This is a genomic window from Rhodococcus sp. 5G237, from assembly GCF_053764735.1.
The window spans coordinates 333,374-351,326 of sequence record NZ_JBSNCD010000003.1 but is presented as its reverse complement, the minus strand read 5'-3'; the positions used below and the strand labels follow the sequence as shown (position 1 = coordinate 351,326).

Genomic DNA, 17,953 nt, shown 5'->3' with positions numbered 1-17,953 from the left:
ATGATTTCAACACTCGATGAATTGAGTGGACCATGACCATCGACCACATCTCCGACGCCGTCGACATCCGCGACCTGCACGTCCGGCGTGGCACCCACCGAGCTCTCGAGGGCGTGAGCGTGCGCGTCCCACGCGGTTCGATCACCGGACTGCTCGGCCCCTCGGGCTGCGGGAAGACCACACTGATGCGCGCGATCGTCGGCACCCAGATCGTCGAATCCGGCACGGTCACGGTGCTGGGCCTGCCCGCGGGCAGCGCCGAACTGCGCCGCCGCATCGGGTACGTCACCCAGTCGCCGAGCGTCTACCCCGACCTGACCGTCACCGAGAACGTCTCCTATTTCGCCTCCCTCTACGGGCGGAAGGGCCCCGCGGTCTCCGCCACCCTCGCGGCGGTCGGGCTCACCGACCACGCCGACAACCGGACGTCGGCCCTTTCCGGCGGCCAGCTCGGACGGGTGTCGCTCGCGTGCGCGCTGGTGGGCGATCCCGAACTCCTCGTGCTCGACGAACCCACCGTCGGACTCGATCCGCTGCTGCGCGCCGAGCTGTGGGAGCACTTCCGTGCGCTCGCCGACCGCGGCACCACCCTGCTCGTGTCCAGCCACGTCATGGACGAGGCCGACCACTGCGACGAGCTCGTCCTCCTGCGCGAAGGCCGGCTGGTGGCCCAGCTGACCCCGGTCGAACTGCGCGAACAGACTGGGGAGACGGGCCTCGAGAACGCTTTTCTCCGACTCATCCGGAACCGGACGGGAGCACGACCGTGAGCGCCGTCATCCATGCCACCACGACCACCCGCATCCTGCGTCAGCTGCGGGCCGACCATCGCACCGTCGCGATGATCGTGCTCGTCCCGAGCCTGCTGATGACGCTGCTGTACTTCATGTATCAGAACGCCCCCACCGGTCCGGGCGGAGTCTCGCTGTTCGATCGGATCGCCGTCACGATGCTCGGGATCCTCCCGTTCGTCGTGATGTTCCTGGTCACCTCCATCGCGATGCAACGCGAGCGCAGTTCGGGCACCCTCGAACGACTCCTCACGACACCGCTGACGAAACTCGACCTGCTCGCCGGTTACGGCAGCGCCTTCTCGCTCGCGGCGGCCGTCCAGGCCGGTCTCGCCTGCGTGGTGGCCTTCTGGCTGCTCGACGTCACCAGCGCCGGATCGGTGCTGTGGGTGCTGGTCGTCGCGGTTCTCGTCGCCGTCCTCGGGGTCTCCCTGGGTCTGCTGTGCAGCGCCTTCGCCCGCACCGAGTTCCAGGCCGTGCAGTTCATGCCGGTGATCGTCATCCCGCAGTTCCTGCTGTGCGGGTTGCTCGTCGCCCGGGACGATCTGCCCGACTGGCTGCGCTGGATCAGCAACGCACTGCCGTTGAGCTACGCGGTGGAGGCGCTGCAGGAGATCACCGTGAACCCGGGGGTCACCGGCGTCATGGTGCGGGATCTGATCGTCGTCGCGGCATTCGCCGCCGCGGCCCTCACGCTCGGTGCGGCGACACTGCGCCGTCGCACCCCGTGACGAGCGAGGCCGGGGCGCGGCGCCCCGGCCGTCGCCCCGGCAATTCGGGCGCGCGCGACGACATCCTCGCGAGCGCCCGGGAACTGTTCGCCGCCAACGGCTTCGACAAGACGACGGTGCGTGCGGTCGCAGCCGGTGCTGGAGTGGACCCGGCGCTCGTGCACCACTACTTCGGCACCAAGCTGCAGCTGTTCACCGCGTCCATCGCGCTGCCGGTCGATCCGCGCGACGTCCTCGCCCCCGTCTACGCGGCCGCACCCGAGGATCTCGGTCGAGCTCTCGTGACCGCCCTTCTCGGTGTGTGGGATTCGCCGCACCGCGACGCGGCCGTGGCGATGTTCCGTGCGCAGATCGCAGGCGGTGACAGTGGTCTGATCCGCTCGTTCCTGCTGGAGGTCGCGCTCGCGCCGTTGTTCGAGCGCATCGATCGTCCGGTCGGCACCGGCAGACTGCGGGCCGAGCTGGTGGCCACCCAGATGACCGGGATCATGCTGGTGCGCTACATCATCGGACTCGAACCGCTCGCGTCGATGCCGTCGGAGCAGCTCGTCGAGATCGTCGCCCCCACCGTGCAGCACTATCTGACCGGCGACCTGCCCGGCATGTGACCGCAGCTTCGGGGGCGTGCGCTTCGGTCGGAGACAGAGGCGCGCCGTCGACACGGTGCATCGGTCCGCGCACGACGCACACGTAGAGCGGAGTGCGTCGTCAGGTCGAGTGCTCCCGCAGGAAGGCGATGTCCTCGGCGAGTCCCTCCGCCGGGGTCTCGAGCACGATCGGTGCGTCGGCCTGCACCGCGATCTCCGCGAGCAACTGCGGATCGATCTGCCCGTCGGCGAGATTGGCGTGCCGGTCGCGGGCCGAATCGAACTCGTCACGCGAATTGTTCAGGTGCACCAGGTCGATCCGGCCGGTGACCGCCCGCACCCGTTCGACGACACCGACGAGATCCTCCCCGGCCGCGCAGGCGTGGCAGGTGTCGAGGCAGAAGCCGGGACCGTAGTCGCCGATGGCGTCCCACAGCCGCCCGATCGCGTCGATGTAGCGGGCCATCGCGAAGTCGCCGCCCGCGGTGTTCTCGACGAGGATCGGCACCCCGAACCCGCCCTTGTCCTCCTGCCGTTCGAACAGCTTGCGCCAATTCTCGACCCCGGCGGCGACGTCCTCACCTGCGCGCACGTGCCCGCCGTGGACGACCAGCCCGAGCGCGCCGATCCGCGCGGCCGCCTCGGCGTGGTCGGCGACGGCCTTGCGCGACGGCATCCGCACCCTGTTGTTCAGGCTCGCCACGTTGATGACGTACGGCGAGTGCACCACCACGTCGACGTCCGACGAGAGGATCTCCTCGGTGCGCGGATGCTCACCGGGCTTCGTCCACTTCTGCGGGTCCGACAGGAACACCTGCACCAGATCGGCACCGAGATGCTCGCCCTGACCGATGGGATCGTCGTCCTGCCGGACGTGCGCACCTATCCGCATGTGCCACAGGTTAGGGCAGCGTCCCGCCGACCGGGACCGCAATACCCGGACGTGCCCGGAATCTGCTCGACTCCTCGCATGGGCACACTCGAAGGCGGGAAACTCGACGGCAGGGTCGCGCTGATCACCGGCGCAGGTCAGGGGATCGGTCAGGGGGTCGCGTTCGCGCTGGCTCGCGAAGGCGTGGCCATCGCGGTCGCCGGCCGGACCGAGTCGAAGCTGATCGACACCGCCGAGCAGATCCGCGCCTTCGGTGGCACCGCCGAGCCGGTCGTGTGCGACATCGCCGATCCGGAGGCGATCGCAGCTGCGGTGGACCGGACGGTCGGGGTCTTCGGCGGTGTCGACATCCTCGTCAACAATGCGAGCTTCAATCCGCTCGGGCCGCTGCTCGACCTGAAGCCGGCCGTGCTGGAGAAGGCGTACCGCTCGGGTCCGCTCGCGGCGTTGCACGCCATGCAGCTCGTCCACCCGATCATGAAGGAACGCGGCGGCGGGTCGATCGTCAACATGGTCACCTCCGCGGCGGTGCGCTGGGACATGAGCGGCTACGGCGGCTACGCCTCGACCAAGGAGGCGCTGCGCTCGCTCACCCGCACCGCGGCAACGGAATGGGGGACCGACGGCATCCGCGTCAACGCCATCGCCCCGCACGCCCTGTCGCCCGGCCTGAAATGGTGGACGGAAACGAACCCGGAGGAGGCCGCCGAGTTCGTGAAGTCCATCCCGCTCCGCCGTATCGGCGACCCCGAGGAGGACATCGGGCGCGCCGTGGCGTGGATTGTGAGCGACGACGCACGCTATCTCACCGGAGCGACGATCCCGCTGGACGGAGGTCAGGCACGCTGGGCCTGAGCCACCACCGCGGCATACGCCCGTATCCCCGAATCGAAGATCGGGGTCCTCCCCGATGGTGCGGTGCTCCCGGCACCGGGAAGATGGGTGCATGCCACTGCACTCGGCCCCAGCAGCCCGCGCCCAGGACCTGAAGAAGATCTACGGCACCGGAGAAACCGCGGTACACGCCCTCGACGGTGTGACCGCGGATTTCGCCGCCGGTGAGTTCACCGCGATCATGGGTCCCTCCGGATCGGGCAAGTCGACTCTCATGCACTGCCTCGCAGGTCTCGACAGCGCGACCTCCGGAGCGGTCTTCATCGGCGACACCGATCTGACGACCCTGTCCGACAAGGGGATGACCCAGCTGCGGCGCGACCGCATCGGCTTCGTCTTCCAGGCGTTCAACCTCGTCCCCACCCTCACCGCGCTCGAGAACATCACCCTCCCGGTGGACATCGCGGGCCGCAAGGTCGATCAGGAATGGCTCGACACCGTCGTCACCCGTCTCGGACTCACCGACCGTCTCGGGCACCGCCCCGGCGAACTGTCCGGTGGCCAGCAGCAGCGCGTCGCGTGCGCGCGTGCCCTCGCGGGCCGGCCCGAGATCATCTTCGGCGACGAGCCGACCGGCAACCTCGACTCCCGCTCGTCCGGTGAGGTGCTGTCCATCCTGCGGGCGGCCGTCGACGAGTTCGACCAGACCGTCGTGATCGTCACCCACGACCCGCGCGCCGCCGGTTACGCCGACCGCGTGGTGTTCCTCGCCGACGGACGCATCGTCGACGAGATGCGCGGACCGACGGCCGAACGAGTGCTCGACCGGATGAAGCAGTTCGATCCCGCCTCCGCGGCTCCCGTGGCGGAATAGGAGACACCGCGATGAGTGGGAATCCCATCCGCAGGGTTGCCCTGCGCAACCTCGCCGCACACAAGGTGCGGCTCGCCCTGACCGTGCTCTCCGTGGTGCTCGGCACGGCCTTCATCACCGGTTCGTTCGTCTTCACCGACACCCTGCAGCGCACCTTCGACGGCATCTTCGGCGACGTCGCCCAGGGTGTCGACGTCCGCGTCAGCACCGAGCAGTACGGCACCAGCGGTGTCCCGATCGAGGCAGTGGACCAGGTCGCCGCCCTCCCCGGCGTCGAGCGCACGTCCCCGTCGATCGGTGGCGGCATCATCGTCCTCGACTCCGAGGGCGCCGCGATCCAGACCGGAGGCGCACCCGCCGAGGGCTACGCCTACATCCCGCCCGACCGTCTCGTCGGCGAACCGGAGACCTTCGTGGCCGGTGGACCGCCGGCGGAGAGCGGTCAGATCGCGCTCAACGAGAGCGCGGCCGAACGCGGTGATCTCTCGATCGGCGACAGCACGACCGTGCTCACCATCTCGCAGGGCATGGTGCCGGTGACCGTCAGCGGCATCTACGAACTCGAGACCGACACCGGCGGCTACATCGGTGCGTTGTTCACCGAGGAACAGGCATCTCAGCTGTTCACCGACGGCCGGCACGTCGGCTTCCTCGACGTCGCGGGCGACGGTTCGCTCTCGCCCGAGCAGCTGCGCGACGAGATCGCGGCGGCGCTGCCCGACCTGAAGGTGCAGACGGGAGCCGAGGTCACCGAGGAGACCAAGTCGCAGGTCGCCGAAGCCCTGAACTTCCTCAACTACTTCTTGCTCGCATTCGGCGCGATCGCACTGCTCGTCGGCACGTTCATCATCTACAACACCTTCTCGATGATCGTCGCCCAGCGACTGCGCGAACTCGCCCTGCTCCGCGCGATCGGTGCGAGCCGCAAGCAGGTCGGCCGGTCGGTCACCCTCGAAGCCTTCGTCGTCGGCCTGATCGGCAGCATCATCGGTATCGCCGCGGGCGTCGCGCTCGCCTACGGTCTGCGCGCGGCACTGAACGCCGCGGATCTCGGACTGCCGTCGGGCCCGCTGCAGTTGTCCCCGCGCACCGTGATCGTCGCGCTGCTCGTCGGCGTGGTCGTGACGATGGTCAGCGCCTACGCCCCGGCGCGACGCGCGACCCACGTTCCGCCCGTCGCCGCGATGCGCGAGGAATCCACGGCGACCGTCGAGTCGCTGCGCCTCCGCACGATCATCGGTGTGCTCTGCGCGATCGTCGGTGCGGCGCTCGTCGTGGTGGGCGCACAGCAGGTCGGTGGCGGCGCGGCCGCGACCGTCGGTATCGGCGCCTTCCTGCTGATCCTGTCGGTGCTGTTCGCGGCGCCGGCGTTGTCCCGGCCCGTCGTGAACGCACTCGGTGCCGTCTTCGCCCGGCCCTTCGGAGCGATCGGCCGGCTCGCGCGCACCAACGCGACCCGCAATCCGCGTCGCACCGCCGCGACCGCCTTCGCCCTCACTCTGGGTCTGATGCTCGTCTCCGTCATCGGGGTGTTCGGGTCGTCGGCGAAGGCCAGTGTCGACGCGCTCGTCGACAACGGTGTCGAGGCGGACTTCATGCTCACCGGGCCGCAGATGTTCGGTGTCCCGGCCCCCGCCGCCGAAGCGGTCCGCGGGGTGGACGGCATCGAGGAGGTCGTGCCCGCCTACGGCGTGCAGGCCAAGATCGACGAGGACTTCGAGTTCGGCACCGGAGCAGGCGGACCCCTCCAGGACGTCCTCGATCTGGACATGGTCGCGGGTGCCTTCGAGGTGACCGGGAACGAGATCCTCGTCTCGCAGACCTCGGCGGACGACCGAGGCTGGGAGGTGGGCTCCACCGTTCCGCTCACCAGCCGCGACGGCGACACCGTCGACACCACGGTCGCCGGCATCTTCACCGACAACCAGCTGATCGGTCCGTGGGTCGTCTCGCAGGAGCTGTTCGAGCAGTTCACGCCGCCGAACAACCGGTCGGCGCTCGTCGTCCTCATGAACACCGTCGACGGTGCCGATCCGGAGACCGTGCGCGCGTCGATCGAGGAGGCCGTCAAGGACTACGTGATCGTGCAGGTCCTCGACCGAGAGCAGTTCAAGGGGCAGCAGGCGCAGCAGATCGACATGCTCCTCGCGATCCTCTACGGCCTGCTCGCCCTCGCCGTGGTCATCGCCATCCTGGGCATCGTCAACACCCTGGCGCTGTCGGTGGTGGAACGGCGACGGGAGATCGGCATGCTCCGCGCCGTCGGTATGCAACGCGCCCAGGTGCGTCGCACGATCTACCTGGAGTCGCTGCTCATCGCGGTCTTCGGTGCGGTCGTGGGTGTCGTGCTCGGTCTCGCGTTCGGCTGGGCATTCGTGCGCACCCTCGCCGATCAGGGACTCGACATCATCTCGGTGCCGTGGTCGCAGGTCGTCGGCATGCTCGTCGCGTCCGGAATCATCGGTGTCCTCGCGGCGCTGTGGCCCGGCCAGCGTGCGGCGAAGACGCCGCCGCTCGAAGCGATCAGCGACATGTAGGCAGAAAGTGCCTGTGGATACGAGTTGTCCACAGGCAGTGGAGTTGTCCACAGCAACCGGCCCGCGGAGCGATCCGCGGGCCGGTCGTCGTCGGTGCCCCCTATGCTTCCGCGGCAGGGGGTGGTGGTGTGCGGGTGGACGATCTGGCGGGGTGGGATCCGGATGCGCTCGAGCGCATGGCGACCGAACTCGCTGCGTGTGCCGACGCGGTGGACGCCGTGGCCGGCGACGTGGTGCGGTCGGCATCCTTCGGCGAGGCCTGGAGCGGTGCGGCTCACGAGGAAGCGAGGTTCGTATTCTCCTCGTACGGGCGGGATCTCGCGGCGCAGGCCGAGGCGTATCGGCAGGTGTCCGCGTGTGCGCGGTTCGTCGTGCCGCGACTGCGGACACTGCACGCCGAACTGGGCGAGCTGCAGGTCAGGGCCGCTGCACGGGGTTTCCCGCTCGACGCCGACGAACTGCTCGCCGCGTCGCTGCGATCGCTGCTCGTCCGCGCCGAGGGGCTCGACCGTGAGGCCGCCGCTCGCCTGAGTGCCGAATCCGAACTGTCGGCAACAATTCTCGGCGAACAGGATCGCCTCCACACCGCGATTCCGCGGTCCGGATCGACGACGCTGCCGGCCCTGCCGGATCCGGCCGCCGAACCCGTGCAGGTCGCGCAGTGGTGGAACGGTCTCGACGACACGGCACGCACCGCGCTCGTCGCCGAACATCCCCAACGGATCGGCGCTCTCGACGGACTGCCCGCCGCGGCTCGCGATCTCGCCAATCGTGCCCTGCTCGACGACGAACGCCGCCGCCTCGAATCCGTGGCGACGCAGTTGCAGGCCGAACTCGACGCGATGTTCCTCGGTGGCACCGTGATCGACCGTCTCGGCGTCACCGGACTGTTCACCGACGCCGATGCGGGCCTCGAACAGACAGTACGGAAGATCGAGGCCCTCGACGCGATCGACGCGACCCTCGCCCACGGCGACCGGCAATTGCTCGCCCTCGACCTGTCCGGGCGCGAAGCGATGGCAGCCGTGGCCGTCGGGGACGTCGACACCGCCGACCACCTGGCCGTCTTCGTCCCCGGCGCCGGCTCGACCGTGCAGGGCAATCTGCAGGGTTACGACACGCAGGTCGCGGCGCTGCGCGACTCTGCTCGGCTCCACCTCACCGGCGACTCCGCTCGCCTCCACCTCACCGACCACACCGACGGCGATCCCTCCGTCGCGGCGGTCACCTGGCTGAACTACCAGGCGCCCCACTGGGGATGGGGTCTCGCGTTCACCGAGCGCAGTCCGGTCTCCGACCTCGCCGCCCGGATCGCCGCGCCTCGCCTGGTCGACTTCCTCGACGGTATCGCGGCCTCGCGCCCCGACGACCCGCATATCACCACGGTCGGGCATTCCTACGGAGCCGTCGTCTCCGGTCTGGCGCTGAGGGAGACCGGTGCGGTCGATGCCGCGGTGTTCGTCGGGGCTCCGGGGATCGGGACCGGCGACGTGACCGACCTGCGGATCCCACCCGGCTCCGCCTATCTCGTCGAAGCCGAATGCGACATCGTCGCCGACGTCGGAACCTTCGGCGGCGACCCGAGCTTCCTCGACGGCCTGACGCATCTTCCCGCCGGTCCCGGCAGCACCGCCGCCGGAGCCCCGCTCGCGGGCATCACCGGCCACAGCTCGTATCTCACCCCCGGAACGTCGAGTTCCCACCACATCGCCGGTGTCGTCGCAGGCACCGCAGAACGGAGTACGCCGTGACCGCTGCGTGGAGTTCCCGGCTCGGGGCGAGCGTCGTCCTGCCGGCAGTACTGCTCGCCGCATGCACCACCACGGTGACCCCGGTCGCGATGCCCGAACCGGTCGCCACGACCAGCGCGGGCGCGGTCGAGTTCTACGCCGCCGTGCAGCGCGACGTCCTCACCGCACTGTCCGCCGAGTTCCCCGGCGTGCGCTTCGAACCGAAGTACGCGAGCACCACGGCGGGATGCACGCTGCCCGACGGCACCTCGGGGCTCACGGTGCACCTTCCGATCCACGGCTCCGGCCGACCGGTGCCGGTCGACGAACTCGACCGCGCGGCCAGGGTCTTCGAGGACACCGCCGCGCGGGCGGGCTTCCACGGTCGCCATGTGCTGCCTCCGGACACCGGTTTCGCCGTCCGGATGTTCGCGGCCGACGGCTCGTACATCACCTTCGGCAGTTACGTCGCCGCGACCGTCGGACTCACCGTCGGTTGTTACCGGGAGTAGGCCCGGATGTCGGTTAGGCTCGTCCGAGCGACGGCCGCTCGGGCCGTCGTGATTCGTGCTGGCAGCCGTGGAGGGACGAACAGATGCGCCCGATGCTCGGCATCTCCGTCGACGACGGTGAAGTGTGCGCGGTCCTCGTCGATGCCGACGTTCCGAGTCTCGGTCCGTTCGACTCCCAGCGAGGCTTCGGCGCACCCGGGGACACACCGGCCGAGGCCGCCGCCGCTGCCGCCTCCGCCATGGCGGAACGTGCCGCCGCGGCGTCGCTGACCCTGTCCGCGGCCGCGGTGGTGACCGGTCCCGAGAACGACGAGGACGCCGAACCGGTCACCGAGGCGGTGCGAGCCGTGCTCGGTATCGACGTCGACTCGGTCCTGCTCGACGAAGCGCGACTGGCCTTCCTCGCCGGAGCACCCGAACTCGCGGAACTGCCGGTCCTGGCCTTGCACACCCGCACCTACGGCGTCGAATCGGCATCGATGGTCGACGTCCCTTCACGCACGGTGCTGTCGACGGTCAGCCCCGACGGCGACGAGTTCGGGCCCTACACACAGTCTCTGCCCGAGGCGATGGACGAAGCGGTCGCCCGCGCCGGAACCTCGCCCGACGCTGTGGTGTTCCTCGATCTGCGTCCCGGCGATGCCCGTCCGGCACGAGAACTCGCCACCGTCCTCGGTGTTCCCTTCGTGACTCCGCACGGGGTGCCTTGGCACCGCGCGACCGGTGCCGCGCTCGTCGCAGCCGCCCGCCGTACCCCGACGGTGGTCGCCGCGCCCACGAACCGCCGTCGCGGCACCGTCCTGCTGGCCACGCTCGTCGCGCTCGTCGCCCTGCTGGGTGGGGGGCTGGCCGTCGCGGTGAGCAGTGGCGTGCAGGCGGAACGCTCCGCGCCGGGGTTGCAGACCGCCGTGGCACCGCCGCCGTCGCCGGTGCCGTCTCCCGACCGCGCACCCGTCGCCGATCCGTGCTCCGAGGCGCGACCGGCATCGTGGCCGGCCCACGCGTCCGATCCCGTCGACCCGGTGCAGACGCCCGAGACTCCCACCGAGATACGCTGCGGCAGCGCACCTCCCATCGCTCCGTGACCGGCCGGTGATCGGGCGCGCCGCTCAGACTCGCAGTGCCCGGCCGGCGCGCGTCAGCGCCTCCGCATCGGACGCGACGACGACCTCGGCGAACCGCTCGCGGTAGTCGCCGAGATCGTCGCCGACCGAACCGACCACCGCGACCACCGGAACGTCGCCGCAGCGCGCGAGGACCACTGAGACGATCTTGCCTGCCCGCGACTGGCCGTCGAGCCGTCCCTCGCCGACCACCACGAGATCGGCGGTGCGCACGGCGTCGTCGAAGCCCACTGCGTCGAGCACGAAGTCGGCTCCCGACCGCAGTTCGGCACCGAACCGCGACCACATCCCACCGGAGAAACCACCGGCCGCACCCGAGCCGTCGACCTCCCGCGGGTCGCGAGGGAGTGTCAGCGCGGTCTCCTCGAGGCGGCGCGTGAGCAGCGCGACGGCCGCCGCGTCGGCGCCCTTCTGCGGCCCGAAGATCCGTGCCGCATCGGTATAACGGGTCGTCACGTCGGACAGCACGGTCACGCGGGTATCGCCGAGCCCACCCCGCTCGTCGATCGCGGCGATCGCCCCCGCTCCACCGTCGGTCGTCGCCGATCCACCGGCCGCGACGACGATGTGCCGTGCTCCGCGCCGGACCGCTTCGGCCATGACCATCCCGGTGCCGTAGGTGTCGGCGGTGACCGCGTCGCGCGGACCGTCGTGCGGGGTGGTGATGCCGCTCGCGGTCGCGAGTTCGACGACCGCCGTGCCGTCCGGCGACATCCCCAGCAGCCCGCGGCACGGTGCTCGCCACGGATTCACGGCCTCGACCTCGATCCGGGCGAGACCGAGCGGCCCGGCGAGTGCGTCGAGTGTGCCCTCCCCGCCGTCCGCGACGGGCATCCGGATCGCGGTGTGCCCGGCGCTCTCCACACCGGAGGCGATCGCGTCGGCGACCTCGACGGCGGTGTAGGTGCCCTTGAAGCTGTCGGGGGCGATCAGGATGCGGGTCACCGGAGCACCCAGTCGAAGGCCTCGGCCTCGGAGCGGGCGCCCTGCCGGGCACGCGACCGGTTCGGTTCGTCCAGTTCGGCGACGATGTCCTCACCGAGGCGGACCAGAGAGCCGAAGACCTCCGGGTCCAGCCACGACGGACGGGTCGCGAAGAGCAGGTCCTCGCTCGCGGTGTTGCCACTCGCACCCGGTGCGAACGGGCAGCCGCCCAGGCCGGCGAGCGCGCCGTCGACGACGGTCGCTCCGGCGTCGATCGCGGCGAGGCTGTTGGCGACACCGAGGCCCCACGTGTCGTGACCGTGGTAGACGATCCGTCGGTCGGGGGATTCGGCGGCCAGCCGCGCGACCAGCGACGACACCTGGCCGGGCACGGCCTGGCCCAGGGTGTCGGCGACGACGATGTCGGCGGCTCCGTCGGTGCGCGGGTCGCACGCGATCTCCACGACGCGGTCGGGGTCGACCGGCCCGTCGAACGGGCACGTGAACGAAGTGGCCAGGCACAACTGGATGCTGCCGCCGACGGCGTGGGCGCGTTCGATCGCCGCCGGCATCGCGGCGATGCTGTCCTCGGTGTCGCGGCCGATGTTGGCGCGGTTGTGGGCGTCGGAGACCGAGAAGCAGTACTGGAACCGGCGGGCACCGGCCGCGATCGCCTTCTCGACGTGGCGCGGTGTGGCGACCCAGATCCAGCAGCGGTCGAGTTCCTCCTCGGTCAGCGCCGCCACGAGGTCGAGGGTGTTCGCCATCGGCGGCACGAGGTCGGCGCGGGCCAGGGACCCGATCTCGAGTTCGGGCACGCCCGCGGCGAGCAGCGCCCGGACGATCTCCACCTTGCGTTCGGTCGGGAGCAGCTTGCCGGTCAGTTGCAGTCCGTCGCGCAGCGTCACGTCCCGCAGGATCACGTCCGTGCGCGCTCGGTCACTCGTCGGTCCCGCCACAGTTTCCGCCTCCCCGTCGTGTTCCTGCCGACCCCACCGTCTCGAACCGCACCAGTATGCCCCGGTCACCGTGCGGGCACGATCCGTCGACACACCGATGGACTTTCGCGAGGACTGTGACAGATGACACTATCCTCACCGTTCTGATCGTGACTTGCCGGAAGGTGCGGGGAAATGGCTTCGGTCCTGGGAAAAGTACTGCTCTGGATCGCTCTGCTGGGGGGATTGGCCGGAGCGGTGATCGCCGTGTGGGCGCTGCACGTGAACGGGCTGGTGGCCTCGCTCATCGTCGCGTCGGTGACGGGACTCGTCCTGCTGCGGCTGCGCCCGGAGGCGCGTGACGACTCCGACTCCGACATCGCCCTCACCTGACGGGAAACAGGGTGTTCGGACTGTAGGGTGAGAACCGGCGTCCGGGTCGAGGGCGCCTCGCGTGGACGCGCTGCACGAGCGCGGCGTCGACGCCGGAGAGGGGGCCCGCGGCCTCCGCCGGGCGTGGAAGAGGAGCAACGGTCAGTGTCGCTGTGGTCTCGTGCCTTGTCGTCGGACGAACTCGACAGTCGTCGCTGGGTGGATCTGATGCCGTGGATCGACCGCTACGGATCGGCCCGCACCGCCGCTCTCGGGACGCTCGTGTCGTCGTCCCGCTGGTGGGAGAACGAGTCGCCCGCCGAGACCTGCGAGCACACCGAGATCCCCGAGCTGTGCGCCGAACTCGCCCACATCTACGTCACCGACCACCCGGAGCTGCGCTTCGCGGACGGTCTGCTGCGTGAGGACGAAGTGCCCGTGGCCGCACTCGATCTCGGTCCTGCCGCCGCGACCCTCGTCGCGCGCCTTCCACACGCACCCACCACTGCCGAGTTGTTCAGCCGCAGTCCGGCCGATCTGCTCGGGATCCGCGGCGCCGACCGCGACGCGGTGGAGGAGATCGTCTGCGCCGCGCTCGTCACGACGGTGCTCCGCGAACCGGCCACCCTCGAAGCCGATCCGCGTACCGCGCGGGTGCCTGCCGCGGCCCTGCTCCTCGACGACCTGGCGGCGCTGGCGCGGTGGAGTCGCGTGTGCGGCCGCGACGATGCGCCTCTCCTGCAGGCCGTGATCGACGACGGGGCGCCGGAGGAGATCCAGGACGCCGCGGCCCGGCTGCGGGCACTCACCGCCCGCGACCTGCCGGTGGCGGCGCCGGCCGACCCGATCGCCGAACTCATCGACTACCTGAAGGGCTTGCCCGACGCGGAACGCACGGCCCTGCGGCGCCGCGTCCACGACGACGTCGACGACCCGGCCGCGCCGTCCACCTTCCCGTTCGGCACGGCGGTCGGCGACCTGCTCGCGGCGCTGCGCGTCGACGTGCGGCCGGTGGCGGCCTTCGACCGGATGGTGCGCACCCACCCGGTGCTGGGCCGGACCGTCCCGGGTTTCGACGTGCCCCTGTGGCGGGTGCTGCACCGCCTCGACGACCGTTTCGAGGTCGCGGACGGGTGGGTCGCGGTCCCGGATCTGCCCGACGCCGAGAAGCAGACCCGCGGGCTGCTCTCGGAGTTCGAATCGCCGAACGGTGTGGTCGAGCCCGCCGCCGTGAAGGCCGTGTGGTCGCTTCCCGACGACGAGTTCGAGGCGTGGACCCGGTACTGCGGCACGACGACCTTCGAAGGCCGTCTGCTGTCCCCGCCGGACGGGCTCGCCGGTCGCGCCGCTCAGGTCCTCGAGGTTCTCGGCGACCCGCTGACCGCCGACACGCTCGTCGCGCGCATGGGGGTCAACGCCGACGTCCACACCCTCGTCTCCGAACTCGCCGACGACGAGCGCTTCACGTCCGACGGTGAACGTTGGGCGCTGGCCGAGTGGGACGTCGACGTGGTCACCGCCATCCGCACCCGCATCGCACGGCTGGTCGATTCCCGCGGCGGAAGTGCCGATCGCGACATGGTGGTCTCCGCGCTCGTCGACCGGTTCGGCATCTCCGAGGATTCCGCCCGGACGTTCACGGCCGGAGGAGATTTCGAGGTCGTCGACGGTCGTGTCCGGCGTCGTCACCGCTCGCACGTCCCGATCGCCGTGCCCGAGCGCACGCGCCGCCTCTACCGGCTGGGCGAGGCCTGGCGACTGCGGATCCCCGCGACCCGCGACCACCTGCGGGGAGCCGAGTTCACGGTTCCGTCCGCCGTCGCCGCGATCGCCGGGTGCGCACCGGGTGGGCACGTGGTGCTCCCGTCGCGGCTGGGCGGCCAGACCCTGCGCTGGACGGGACCGGTGCCGCGTCTGTCCTCGATCCGCCGGTTCCTCGAGGACATCGGGGTGGAGGAGGACAACGAGCTGCTGCTCGAGGTCCGCACCGACGGCCGGTTCGACGTCCTGCCACTGCGCACCGTCGCAGACAACGCTGAACCTCTGCGCAAGGCGCTCTCGCTCATCGGCCACACCGAACCGGAGACGGTCCCCGAAGAGCGGATCGCGTCGGCCCTGGCGGCCGCTCTCGGCCTCGACGGGGAGTCGCGCCCGCGCCGGATCCTGTCGGCCTACCGAGCCCGCAGGGAGACGGAAGTAGTGGCCCTGCTCGAACAGGCTTGGGTACGCGTCCCGAACTGAGCGGGAAGTGGGTACGCGTCCCGAACCGACCCGGAGGACGTGATGCATCCGGCCCTCCGACGTAGCACGATTGGGGAATGGCCGACACGTCGAAACCCACCGCCGCAGTCCCCACCGCCCCCGACGCGGTCCTCGAGGCGTTGCGGGGAGCAGTCGCGTCGGTGGAGGCCGCCGTCGTGCGTCTCGAAGGCGACGACGCGGCGCCCGGAACCGTCGACCGCGTGCTCGCCCTGGCCGGGGCGGAGCCGGCCGGCGACATCGTCGCGACCCACAATGCTCTGACCAGGGCGGCATCGATCGTCGACCACACGGGCGGTCTGCCCGACCGGGACTGGCAGGCGATCGCCGGCCTCGGGGAGGTCCTCGCCCGGACGGTGACGCGTCTGCGCGGGCACGTCTCGTCGTCGCTCGACGATCTCGGACTCGACGCGGCGGTGGGCGAGCACGTCGAACTGCTGCAGAAGGTCGCGGTGGAGGAGGCGCTGGGGGAGACGCTGCAGTTGCTCGTGATCGTCGAGGACTGCCTGTTCCTGTGGCATCGCGTGCACCTGGCGCGCACGCCCGACGAGGAACTGCGCGACGCGCTGGCCTCCGCGCGGCAGGTCCTGGCCGACCATTTCACGCAGGACGCCGAACTGCTGCGCCGCGCCCGTGCCGCGCTCGCCCGGTTCGCGGAGGGCACCCCGATCGAGGTCGTCCGACGCCTGTCGTCGGGACGGACGACGAAGGTGCTCGCGGGTCTGCGTCAGGACTTCGACGACTTCCGGTGGGCGTGCCGCGCCGACGAGGCGGGCTGGCTCGACGCTGAGGACCCGGTGATCGCCGAGGCCCTGGACTCGATGAGCAGCCCGCTCAAGGCGGTCGGGGGAGTCCTCGGCGACGTGTTCGAACGCGGCCGCGCGCGGGTGACGGAGACGTGGAGTCGCTCCGAGGCTTCGGAATCTGCCGCTTCGGGATCTGCGGATTCCGGATCGACCGACTCCGGCTCCGACGATTCCGCAACCGCCGGAGCCGACGACCGGCAGTAGACGCCACCGGACCGCTTCGCGGAGATCTCTCGGTCCTCATACCTAGATCTGCTAGGGTCACCGTTATCCATAGAACTTCTAGGTATGAGGACGACATGTTCATCGAGAAGGATCTGGTGGCCGCGTCCGCCACCCCGCTCGTGCTCGGCATCCTCGCCGAGGGTGAGTCGTACGGGTACGCGATCATCAAGCGCGTCAACGAGTTGTCGCAGGGCCGGATGCAGTGGACCGACGGGATGCTCTATCCCCTCCTGCACCGTCTCGAGCGGGCGGGGCACGTGTCCGCCGCCTGGCGTGTCGCCGACAACGGGCGACGCCGGAAGCACTACGCCATCACCGACGCGGGCCGCGAGGTCCTCGCCGAACGGGCGGCGCAGTGGACGGTCGTCGCCGAGGCGCTGCACCAGGTGTGGCAGTCGGCCCAGTTGCCTCCTGCTGTCGCACCGGGGTGGTCGTGATGACACTCGACGCGCATCTCGAGGACCGGATCGCCGGCTGGCGCAGCTACGTCGCCGATCATCGGGTCATCTCGTCCTCGGACATCGACGAGATGGAAGATCATCTCCGGGAACAGATCTCGGATCTCGTGTCGGTCGGACTGACGGCCGACGAGGCATTCCTCGTCGCGGTCGGCCGGATGGGTGGTCTCGACGAGGTCTCCCGCGAGTTCGCCCAGGAGCACTCCGACCGGCTGTGGAAGCAGCTCGTCCTCACCGGTGGCGGTCGCGGTGAGGAATCCGGAACCCCGCGTCGCCGTAGGGAACTCGCGGTCGTGCTCGCTTGCGCGCTGGGTGCAGGTCTGGCCGTCCGGGCCGGATTCGAGTGGCTCTCCGAAACCGCGCTGGTACGCAACGCCGCCGTGCTCGTGCTGCCCTTCCTCACGCTGTATTTCGCGTGGAAGCGTCAGATGAGCCCGAAGAGCAGTGCGCTCCTTGCCGTTCCGTTCGTCCTCGCGGCGATCGTGCTCAACGTCTTCCCGTTCGAACCGGGCGGCGCCACCGAGATCATCGCGGCGATCCACGCCCCGGTCGCCCTGTGGTTCGTCGTCGGTGCGGCCTATGTCGCAGGGCAGTGGCGATCCCATCGCCGTCGCATGGACTTCGTGCGTTTCACCGGGGAGTTCGCCGTGTACCTGGCGCTGCTCGCGCTCGGCGGCGGCGTGCTCATGGGGCTGACCGCAGGTGCCTTTAGCGCCCTGGGGATCGATATCGAACCGTTCTTCGAACAGTGGATCGTCCCGTTCGGGCCGGCCGGAGCGATCGTCGTCGCGGCCTGGCTCGTCGAGGCGAAACAGCAGGTCGTGGAGAACATCGCTCCCGTTCTCACCCGGGTCTTCACGCCCGTCACGATCCTCATGCTGGTCGCGCTGTTCGTCGCGGTGATCGCGTCCCACAGTGTCGTCGACGTCGACCGCGGCCTGCTGATCCTCATGGACCTGATCCTCGTGCTCGTCCTCGGGCTCCTGCTCTACTCGATCTCCGCCCGCGACCCGCACGCCGCACCGGACGTCTTCGATCTGCTGCAGGTCGTGCTGATCGCCGCGGCGCTCGCCGTCGACCTGCTGATGCTCACCGCGATGGCCACCCGCATCGCCGAGTTCGGCTTCACCGCCAACAAGGTCACCGCCCTCGGTCTGAACCTCGTCCTCCTGGTGAACCTGGTGTGGGCGGCGTGGCTCGGCGCCTCGTTCCTGCGGGGCCGCACCGGTTTCGCGGCGGTCGAGCGGTGGCAGATGCGGTACCTGCCCGTCTACTGCGGGTGGGCGGCACTGGCGGTCGTCGCGATCCCGCCGCTCTTCCGGTTCGTGTGAGCGCTTCCGCCCGGGACGACGGTCGGAG

At 70.2% G+C, this 17,953-nt stretch carries 17 protein-coding genes; 14 read left to right on the top strand and 3 right to left on the bottom strand.

Annotation, left to right across the window (positions count from 1 at the left end; translation table 11 throughout):
* Window positions 1-32: 32 nt before the first annotated feature.
* The 3 genes from ACWPOC_RS08220 to ACWPOC_RS08210 are packed head-to-tail and all read left to right on the top strand — an operon-like array spanning window position 33 to window position 2,130.
* Window positions 33-770 carry an ABC transporter ATP-binding protein gene (locus tag ACWPOC_RS08220; protein WP_120281914.1) on the top strand — a complete coding sequence of 246 codons (738 nt, stop codon included), beginning with the start codon at window positions 33-35 and terminating at the stop codon, window positions 768-770.
* Window positions 767-1,522, top strand: a complete 756-nt coding sequence (locus ACWPOC_RS08215; protein WP_455408395.1) for an ABC transporter permease — start codon at window positions 767-769, stop codon at window positions 1,520-1,522. Before ACWPOC_RS08220 ends, ACWPOC_RS08215 begins: the two co-directional genes overlap by 4 nt.
* On the top strand, window positions 1,519-2,130 hold the full coding sequence (locus tag ACWPOC_RS08210) for a TetR/AcrR family transcriptional regulator (RefSeq protein WP_120281915.1): 612 nt from the start codon (window positions 1,519-1,521) through the stop codon (window positions 2,128-2,130). The genes ACWPOC_RS08215 and ACWPOC_RS08210 overlap by 4 nt, the downstream gene beginning before the upstream one ends.
* A gap of 100 nt (window positions 2,131-2,230) precedes the next feature.
* Here ACWPOC_RS08210 and ACWPOC_RS08205 read toward each other — a convergent pair whose 3' ends face one another.
* Complete coding sequence (locus tag ACWPOC_RS08205; protein WP_455408394.1) at window positions 2,231-3,001, bottom strand: deoxyribonuclease IV; 771 nt, start codon at window positions 2,999-3,001, stop codon at window positions 2,231-2,233.
* A 78-nt stretch (window positions 3,002-3,079) separates the two neighbouring features.
* On the opposite strand from ACWPOC_RS08205, the gene ACWPOC_RS08200 reads away from it, so the two are divergent.
* The 6 genes from ACWPOC_RS08200 (at window position 3,080) to ACWPOC_RS08175 (ending at window position 10,573) form a co-directional block, all read left to right on the top strand.
* A complete protein-coding gene (locus ACWPOC_RS08200) occupies window positions 3,080-3,856 on the top strand; it encodes an SDR family oxidoreductase (protein ID WP_120281917.1) in 777 nt (258 codons plus the stop codon).
* A gap of 91 nt (window positions 3,857-3,947) precedes the next feature.
* Window positions 3,948-4,709, top strand: coding sequence for an ABC transporter ATP-binding protein (locus ACWPOC_RS08195; protein WP_120281918.1), 762 nt, complete (start codon window positions 3,948-3,950; stop codon window positions 4,707-4,709).
* A gap of 11 nt (window positions 4,710-4,720) precedes the next feature.
* The gene (locus ACWPOC_RS08190) at window positions 4,721-7,246 is read left to right on the top strand and encodes an FtsX-like permease family protein (RefSeq protein WP_120281919.1); all 2,526 of its coding nucleotides are present in this window, start codon (window positions 4,721-4,723) and stop codon (window positions 7,244-7,246) included.
* Between the two features lie 134 nt (window positions 7,247-7,380).
* Window positions 7,381-8,997 (top strand): alpha/beta hydrolase, encoded by a 1,617-nt coding sequence (locus tag ACWPOC_RS08185; RefSeq protein ID WP_455408393.1) that lies wholly within the window; start codon window positions 7,381-7,383, stop codon window positions 8,995-8,997.
* On the top strand, window positions 8,994-9,488 hold the full coding sequence (locus tag ACWPOC_RS08180; protein ID WP_120281920.1) for an LppA family lipoprotein: 495 nt from the start codon (window positions 8,994-8,996) through the stop codon (window positions 9,486-9,488). The genes ACWPOC_RS08185 and ACWPOC_RS08180 overlap by 4 nt, the downstream gene beginning before the upstream one ends.
* Before the next feature lie 83 nt (window positions 9,489-9,571).
* Entirely contained in the window at window positions 9,572-10,573 is a 1,002-nt protein-coding gene (locus tag ACWPOC_RS08175) for a hypothetical protein (protein ID WP_455408392.1), read from the top strand.
* A gap of 24 nt (window positions 10,574-10,597) precedes the next feature.
* Here ACWPOC_RS08175 and ACWPOC_RS08170 read toward each other — a convergent pair whose 3' ends face one another.
* Both ACWPOC_RS08170 and ACWPOC_RS08165 read right to left on the bottom strand, forming a co-directional pair.
* Window positions 10,598-11,557 carry a glycerate kinase family protein gene (locus ACWPOC_RS08170; RefSeq protein ID WP_455408391.1) on the bottom strand — a complete coding sequence of 320 codons (960 nt, stop codon included), beginning with the start codon at window positions 11,555-11,557 and terminating at the stop codon, window positions 10,598-10,600.
* Window positions 11,554-12,459 (bottom strand): beta/alpha barrel domain-containing protein, encoded by a 906-nt coding sequence (locus ACWPOC_RS08165; protein WP_159418854.1) that lies wholly within the window; start codon window positions 12,457-12,459, stop codon window positions 11,554-11,556. The genes ACWPOC_RS08170 and ACWPOC_RS08165 overlap by 4 nt, the downstream gene beginning before the upstream one ends.
* Window positions 12,460-12,669: 210 nt before the next feature.
* On the opposite strand from ACWPOC_RS08165, the gene ACWPOC_RS08160 reads away from it, so the two are divergent.
* From ACWPOC_RS08160 to ACWPOC_RS08140, 5 genes are all read left to right on the top strand, one after another.
* Window positions 12,670-12,867, top strand: coding sequence for a hypothetical protein (locus tag ACWPOC_RS08160; protein ID WP_059382923.1), 198 nt, complete (start codon window positions 12,670-12,672; stop codon window positions 12,865-12,867).
* Between the two features lie 144 nt (window positions 12,868-13,011).
* Window positions 13,012-15,087 carry a hypothetical protein gene (locus ACWPOC_RS08155; RefSeq protein WP_455408390.1) on the top strand — a complete coding sequence of 692 codons (2,076 nt, stop codon included), beginning with the start codon at window positions 13,012-13,014 and terminating at the stop codon, window positions 15,085-15,087.
* 77 nt (window positions 15,088-15,164) lie between these two features.
* Window positions 15,165-16,115, top strand: a complete 951-nt coding sequence (locus ACWPOC_RS08150) for a hypothetical protein (protein ID WP_120281924.1) — start codon at window positions 15,165-15,167, stop codon at window positions 16,113-16,115.
* A 95-nt stretch (window positions 16,116-16,210) separates the two neighbouring features.
* Window positions 16,211-16,573: a PadR family transcriptional regulator gene (locus tag ACWPOC_RS08145; RefSeq protein WP_016691962.1), complete on the top strand. Its 363-nt coding sequence runs from the start codon at window positions 16,211-16,213 to the stop codon at window positions 16,571-16,573.
* Window positions 16,573-17,925 (top strand): permease prefix domain 1-containing protein, encoded by a 1,353-nt coding sequence (locus tag ACWPOC_RS08140; RefSeq protein ID WP_120281925.1) that lies wholly within the window; start codon window positions 16,573-16,575, stop codon window positions 17,923-17,925. Before ACWPOC_RS08145 ends, ACWPOC_RS08140 begins: the two co-directional genes overlap by 1 nt.
* Window positions 17,926-17,953 lie beyond the last annotated feature (28 nt).